At 47.4% G+C, this 1,885-nt stretch carries 2 protein-coding genes; one reads left to right on the plus strand and one right to left on the minus strand.

Going from position 1 to position 1,885, the window contains the following annotated elements:
* On the plus strand, positions 1-842 hold an 842-nt coding region (locus F6K49_RS44870; protein WP_293108535.1), incomplete at its 5' end, for an ATP phosphoribosyltransferase regulatory subunit.
* 292 nt (positions 843-1,134) lie between these two features.
* Here F6K49_RS44870 and F6K49_RS44875 read toward each other — a convergent pair.
* A partial coding sequence (locus F6K49_RS44875) for a thiamine pyrophosphate-dependent enzyme (RefSeq protein ID WP_293108538.1) occupies positions 1,135-1,885 on the minus strand: 751 nt, incomplete at its 5' end.

Below are 1,885 nucleotides of genomic sequence, written 5' to 3' on the forward strand. Positions count from 1 at the left end.
GTGGGCTGTTGGCAGATGGGGAAATTCTGCTGTTGCTAGCCGATTGTCTTAATAATTTAGGGTTGCAGCAGTGGCACCTGATTTTGGGGGAAGCTCGGCTAACGCGATCGCTTTTGTCTCCCTTCCCCAAACCTATGCAAACAAAGGTTCGTCAAGCTATTGCCTATCTTGACCGGGTTAGCCTAGAAACCTTACCCCTCTCTCCAGAATTGCGAGAGCGGGCATTGTTTCTCTTTGACCTGAGGGGAGACCCTGCTGATGTTTTGCAAAAGGTTGCTAGCTTGGATTTAGACTCATCAGAACACGAGATTGTGACCAATCTCAAATCCCTGGTGGAACTTTTAAATAGTAGTTCCCCTAGCCCCTTACCGATCGTTCTTGACCTGACATTAGTACAAACCTTTGACTATTACACTGGTATTGTCTTTGAAGTAGTCAGTAGTAGCGAGGGCTCTAGCCGAGTTTTAGGTCAGGGAGGGCGGTACGATCAATTGCTGAGTGTATATCATCCTCAAGGAGAAAACTACCCTGGAGTTGGTTTTTGCCTCAACCTAGAAGACCTTCATTATGTCTTACTGTCCAGTAATCAACTACCCAGCCGAACACCAGCTAGTGATTGGTTAGTAGTGCCAGAATTGCCCGAAGCTGAGGCAATCGCTCTTACCTATGCCCAAAAACTTAGAGATTCTGAGCATTTGGTCAGGGTAGAAATGGATTTAGGGGGACGCTCACCAGCACAAATTAGAGAATACGCCCTGGGTCACGGTATCACCTACATTGCCTGGGTACCAGCCGATGGCACTCCTAGGATTGAGACCGTAAGTGACATACTCCCACACTGAATCCTTCGCTTAGCCTGGCCTTTGGCCAAGATTACAGTGTGGGCTTCTTACCAACTCCGGCCATCGCTTAGGATACTCGGTAAGCTTTATTAACGATACGGGATGCCCCTCCGCACCGGAACAATACAAAAAAGTTCAATTTTGACTTAGTAGGTGGCGGTTAGCTCTTAATTTGTCTTCCCTACTATTTTCATTATAGCATTTTTCAACCTATGCAAGACAGTTCCTGTCCGCGATTCATCTCACAACGAACATGCGCTCGCCATGAGTGTGAGATGAATCGCGGATTAAGCTAATCTTCAGCAAAAACATAGCGATATAGTTCACTAGGGTCAGGTTCAGGACTGGATTGGGCAAACTCAACTGCATCATTAATCACTTCCTGGATTTTGCTCTCAATGGCTTTGAGTTCTTCGGGAGTAGCTAGATTATTGTCTGTCAGGTAACTTGCCATCTTTTTAATGGGATCGCGAGTTAACCAGAATTCCTTCTCTTCTTTGGAGCGGAGTTCATCAGGATCAGCCAGAGAGTGACCTCGGAAGCGGTAGGTCAGGGCTTCAATCAGGGTTGGGCCTTCTCCTGCACGAGCCCGAGCGATCGCTTCTTGGGCAACAGTTCTGACAGCCATTACATCCATGCCATCAACTTCTACTCCAGCCATGCCGAATACACTGGCTTTTTTATAAATTTCTGGCTGGGATGTTGCCCGTTCATGAGCCATCCCAATTGCCCACTTGTTGTTTTCCACGACATAGATAACGGGCAGTTTCCAAAGGGCTGCCATATTCAAACATTCAAAGAACTGACCATTATTGCAAGCTCCATCACCGAAAAAGCAAGCGGTGACTTGATCAGCACTCTCATCCCCCAAGGCTTCGCGACGGTATTTACTTTGGAAAGCACTACCCGTGGCAACGGGAATCCCCTCAGCTACAAAGGCATAGCCTCCTAGGAGATTATGTTCTTGTGAGAACATATGCATTGAACCACCGCGTCCCTTGCTGCAGCCTGTTGCTTTGCCAAATAACTCTGCCATCACTTCC

It is taken from the genome of Moorena sp. SIO3I6 (genome assembly GCF_010672095.1).